At 63.5% G+C, this 5000-nt stretch carries 4 protein-coding genes (1 of these 4 running past the window's edge); 2 read left to right on the forward strand and 2 right to left on the reverse strand.

The window, feature by feature from the left end:
- The first annotated feature begins 333 nt into the window (after positions 1-333).
- Positions 334-1860: a L,D-transpeptidase family protein gene (locus FJ938_RS16310; RefSeq protein WP_140695376.1), complete on the forward strand. Its 1527-nt coding sequence runs from the start codon at positions 334-336 to the stop codon at positions 1858-1860.
- Here the strand turns inward: FJ938_RS16310 and FJ938_RS16315 are convergent.
- Complete coding sequence (locus FJ938_RS16315; RefSeq protein ID WP_140695378.1) at positions 1834-2466, reverse strand: TMEM175 family protein; 633 nt, start codon at positions 2464-2466, stop codon at positions 1834-1836. The genes FJ938_RS16310 and FJ938_RS16315 overlap by 27 nt on opposite strands.
- Positions 2467-2617: 151 nt before the next feature.
- Here FJ938_RS16315 and FJ938_RS16320 point away from each other — a divergent pair, with 151 nt between their 5' ends.
- Entirely contained in the window at positions 2618-4177 is a 1560-nt protein-coding gene (locus FJ938_RS16320) for an MFS transporter (protein ID WP_140695380.1), read from the forward strand.
- Positions 4178-4189: 12 nt separating this feature from the next.
- Here FJ938_RS16320 and FJ938_RS16325 read toward each other — a convergent pair whose 3' ends face one another.
- Positions 4190-5000, reverse strand: partial view of a M23 family metallopeptidase gene (locus FJ938_RS16325; protein ID WP_181168870.1) — the 3' portion only. Its footprint extends 1160 nt past the window's final position; the window shows 811 of its 1971 coding nt (coding positions 1161-1971); its start codon lies off the right edge, out of view — the gene reads right to left on this strand; the stop codon is at positions 4190-4192.

Raw genomic sequence — 5000 nt, forward strand, 5'->3', positions numbered from 1 at the left:
ACCTCCGCATCCATAGGAATCAGACTTCAGTCGAAAAGGGAATCCCAACGATTCACCCTATTCGCCCGACGCTCTAAAGCGCGTCTCGTGAAAACGGAGTCATGCGACGCCCTTTAGGTTCTTTGTTTTAATGCATGTCGTGTCCCAAAACCGAGGTCACTTTTGGGCGACATGCATTAGCTGATATTCCCAGAGGTGCCGGAAAACCGCCATCTTCATGCCCGGTTCATGTTGGAACCATATTGTGGATAGCTGGTTTGCTGGCGAAGGGGTTCGCCTCACAGGGACAACGCCGGGCGACGGCAATCTACGGACCGGAGAGTTTTGGCCATCATGTTCCGCACGATCTTCGTCTTTTCGGCCCTCGCAGCCGGGATGCTTTCTTGCGGCGCGCTCGCAGCGCCGACGCAGGACAATGCACCCAGGGTTAGCCGCACCGCCAGCGACGGTGGCATCCTTGTCGCCCAGGACGGCAATCTCGATATTTACTACGACGCCAGGGGTAATCGCGTCATCGTTGACGCCGATACGGGCAAGGTGATCGCCATCCAGCCGCCGCAGACGAGGCTCGACCGGCGCGCGCTGCGCCGCGATACAAGACTGCGCGAGTTGGGCCGTGCCCCAGCCGACGATGACCGCTACTATCTCGACGATCCGCAAGACATGGCGCGGTTCCGCCGCAAGCAGTTGGAAGAAGAAGGCCGGGTCATCCCCCCGCCGACGGACGAGGCCGACCCCTATGGCGACAATTCGGTTGAGGCCTATCCGCCTTCGCAGCAGGATGACGGCAGCTACGACAACACTTATCCCGAGGCGCCGCAGCCGGAAAAACCGCAGACCATCAAACGCCAGCCCCTCAATGAGGCCTCGATAGAACCGGCCCAGCCGGGCCAGCCCGAACTGCAGCCGGCCAATCCGGAAACGCAGACGTCCCTGCCGCCGGACACTGGCGGCAAGGCCGCCATCGATCCGTCGCTGTCGCTCGGCGCGCGGCAGGACGTGGCGGCGCTGCAGGTGCTGCTCGACCGCGGCGGCGCTTCGCCGGGGGTGATCGACGGGCGCTTCGGCTCTAACGTCGACAAGGCCTTGGCCGCCTACAACCAGATCACCGGTAGCAATCTGAAATCGACCGACGCGGTCGGCATCCAGGCGGCCCTTGCCCAGACCGGCGGCGACGCTTTCGCTTCCTACACGATCACCCCCGAAGACGCGGCTGGCCCCTATGTAGCCTCGATCCCGGAGGACTACAGCCAGAAGGCCAAGCTCGACCGCATGGGCTACACCTCCGTCACCGAGGCACTCGCCGAGCGCTTCCACATGGATGAGACCTATCTGAAGTCGATCAACAAGGGCCTCGACTTCAATCGCCCCGGGACGATCATCAAGGTCGCCAATTTCGGCAAGCTGGTGTCAACGCCGGTCGCGCGTATCGTCGCCGACAAAGCCAAGAAGGAAGTGTACGCCTACGATGCGGACGGTAAGCTGGTCGCAGCCTATCCCGCGACCATCGGCTCGGCCGACACGCCGTCGCCCACCGGGATACACGCGGTGTCGCGTGTCGCGCTCGACCCGAACTACACCTATAACCCGAACATCAATTTCAAGCAGGGCCAGAACGACAAGATTCTCACCATTCCGCCAGGCCCCAACGGACCTGTCGGGTCGGTCTGGATCGCCTTGGACAAACCGACCTACGGCATCCACGGCACGCCGGACCCATCGAAGATCGGCAAGACCGAAAGCCATGGCTGTGTGCGCCTGACGAACTGGGACGCGCGCGAGCTCGCCAAGTTGGTGTCGCCAGGCGTCACCGTGGAATTCGTCGGGGGATCTTCAGCCGATGACTTTGCGCAGCAATGAGCCGCGCAGTGCGGCGGCATAGATCAGCTGCACCACCAGAATGAAGCCGACGCTGAGCAATGGGGTGACCAGGCAGAGTGCGGCGCCGATTGCCCACAGGATCTGCGCCTTGGCGATACGCAGATAGACCGTGCGCTTCGCTTCAGCGTCGACGCCTTCCGCGACAAAGCCGTTCTTCTCCGCGTAATGCCAGCTGGCGAACAGCGTGACGCCGAGCATCAGCAGGTTGAGCCAGTAGACCAGCACCGCGGTCCTGAATTCGAGGAAGTCCGCCAGAAGGTCGGTCGAGAACGGCAGCAAGGCGACAAAGGCGAGAAAGCAGAGGTTCAGCGTGGCAAGCCGCCTGTCGGACTTGGCGATCAGCCCATGCTGGGCCTGCTGGCCGAACCAGAAGATCGTCAGCGTCAGGAAACTCAAGGCATAGGTCAGAAAGCGCGGCGCTAATGCCGCGATCGCAGCGAGCAGATCATGCTCGGAATGGATCGTCTCATGCGCCGGCACCCTGATCTCGAGCACGATCAGGGTGAGCGCGATGGCGAAGACGCCGTCGGTGATGCCGACAATGCGGCCGCGTCCCTCCGCTGATGCTTCGAGTGGACGCTTCATAGACTTCTCCTCGCTTGCGGCTCTCCGGAACTTAGCATGACTGCCGCCGTTTGCATCCGGTGCGGCGCGACCCTGCCCAGTTGGCTGGGCTCAGTGACTGCGAGCCGCTGGCCGGTTGTTGCCGAAACACCGACGGTCTAAGCAATGTGTCATGCATTCACCAGATAAAGCCGCCGCAATCCCGCTGACCAGTCCGGTCACGAACGGAACTTTCTGTCCGCCTTCGCTGCGGCGATACGTGCTGGTTGCGGCGATCCTGGCTTCGGCGCTCGGCTTCATCGACGGCTCGATCCTGGCCATCGCCATGCCGGCGATCCGCGTCGATCTCGGTGCCAGCCTTGCCGCGGCACAGTGGATTTCCAATGCCTATGCGTTGACGCTCTCGGCGCTGATCCTTGCCGGCGGAGCCGCCGGCGACCGGTTCGGGCTGCGCCGCGCCTTCGTGGCCGGCATTGCGCTGTTCGTCGCGGCCTCGCTTGCCTGTGCGCTGGCGCCGAACGCGATCGTGCTGATCGCGTTTCGCGCCCTCCAGGGTATTGGCGCGGCGATCATGGTGCCGGGCAGCCTCGCCATCATCGCCAAGGCCTATCCGAAAAAAGAGCGGGGCCGCGCGATCGGCATCTGGGCGGCGGCCTCCGCGCTGACCACCGCGCTCGGCCCAGTACTCGGCGGCCTGGTGCTCTCGGCTTTCGGCGGTGGCATCTGGCGGGCGATTTTCGCCGTCAACCTGCCGCTTGGCCTGATCTCGATCTATCTCCTGCTTGCCAAAATTCCGGCCGATGAGCCGACTGAGAAACGCAGCCTTGATCTGGGCGGCGGCGGGCTTGCGACACTGGCCTTCGGCGCGCTCGCCTATGGGCTGACCTCGATGAGCGCCAGCGGCGGGGGCCACATGGCGGGACCGAGCATTGCCGCCGGCGCTGTGCTGCTTGCCGTCTTCATCCTGTTCGAGCAGCGGCAACGCGAGCCGATGATCGACCTCAGCCTGTTTCGCATCGGCGCTTTCGCTGGCGCCAATGTGGCGACCTTCTTCCTCTATTTCGCGCTGTCGGCCAATCTTTTCTACCTGCCGATGCTCATAATCGCCGGCTGGCGTCTGAGCACGGCCGAAGTTGGCTTCATCTTCCTGCCGCTGTCGGCATCGATCGCGCTTCTGTCGGGACCGGTCGGGCAATTGTCGGACCGGATCGGACCGCGTTTCCCGATCGCCTGCGGCAGTCTGGTCGTAGCCTTCGCCTTCGCCAAACTTGCCTTGCTCACCCATGCCGGCATCCACCATTTCTGGACCGGAACATTTCCACTGATGGCGCTGATGGGGCTCGGCATGGCGCTGGTTGTATCGCCGCTCTCGACCGCGATCATGACGGCGGTGGAAGACAAGGACACGGGGGCCGCTTCCGGCATCAACAATGCCGTCTCGCGCATTGGCGGCCTGATCGCGGTGGCGGCGATGGGGTCGCTGGCGGCTTGGGTCTACGCCAAGGCACTGGATGGGAATGCGATTTCAAGCGTGCCTGGCTTCGGTGAGCTGGCACCGGCTGGCTTGGCGCCGGCGCTCGATGCGGCAAGGCTTGCCGCCAGTGACGCAGCCTTTTCGGCTGTCTCCTCCGTGACGGCGCTGCTTTGCCTGCTTTCAGCCGCCATCGCATGGACAACGATTCCCGGCGAAGCGCTGCCGTGGTCGCGGCGCGCAGAAACCAGGCAGGACTGAAAGGCGAAGGGCTCAGCCTTCGATCTTGGCGCTGGCAACCTTCAGCGAATTGCCATCTTCCTGCTTCAAGAGATCGTCGATGCGCTCGCGCTCGCGCTTGAAGGCGACAAGGTCGTCGCCTTTAAGCACCTTGCCGACCGGCAGGCGGACGCGCATCGGATCGACCTTGGTGCCGTTGACGATCAGCTCGTAGTGAAGATGCGGGCCGGTGGCGAGGCCGGTCTGGCCGAGATAGCCAATGGTCTGGCCCTGGCGCACGCGTACACCCGGCTCGATGCCTTTGGCAAAGGCGCTCTGGTGGTTGTACGACGTCTCGTAGCCATTGGCGTGACGGATGATGATCTGTTTGCCGTAACCGCCGGCCCAGCCGACCTTCTCGACGACACCGTTGCCGGCGGCGATGATCGGCGTGCCGATCGGGGCTGCCCAGTCGACACCGGTGTGCATGCGGACATAGCCGAGGATCGGATGCTTGCGGGCGCCGAAGCCGGAGCGGAATTTTCCGGCAGGCAGGGGATTGCGCAGCAGGAACTGCTGGGCGCTCGCGCCGTCCTCGTCGAAATAGTCGGTGCTGCCGTCCTGCATCTGGAAGCGGTAGAAGTTGCGCGTCGTGCCGCCAAATGTCGCCGAGACGTAGAGAAGTTCGGAATCGTCAGAGGTCTGGTCGTCGCCGTCGGGCTGCGAGAACAGCACTTCGAGGCGGTCGGAGGGATTGAGGCGGGACTGGAAGTCGACGTCGGATGCCAAGAGCTTGATCAGCCGTTGCGTCATCGCCTTGGACATGCCGTAGGAATAGGCGGCGCGGTAGATGCCGTCATAGACA

The sequence above is a fragment of the Mesorhizobium sp. B2-4-14 genome, from assembly GCF_006442155.1.
Taxonomy (GTDB): domain Bacteria; phylum Pseudomonadota; class Alphaproteobacteria; order Rhizobiales; family Rhizobiaceae; genus Mesorhizobium.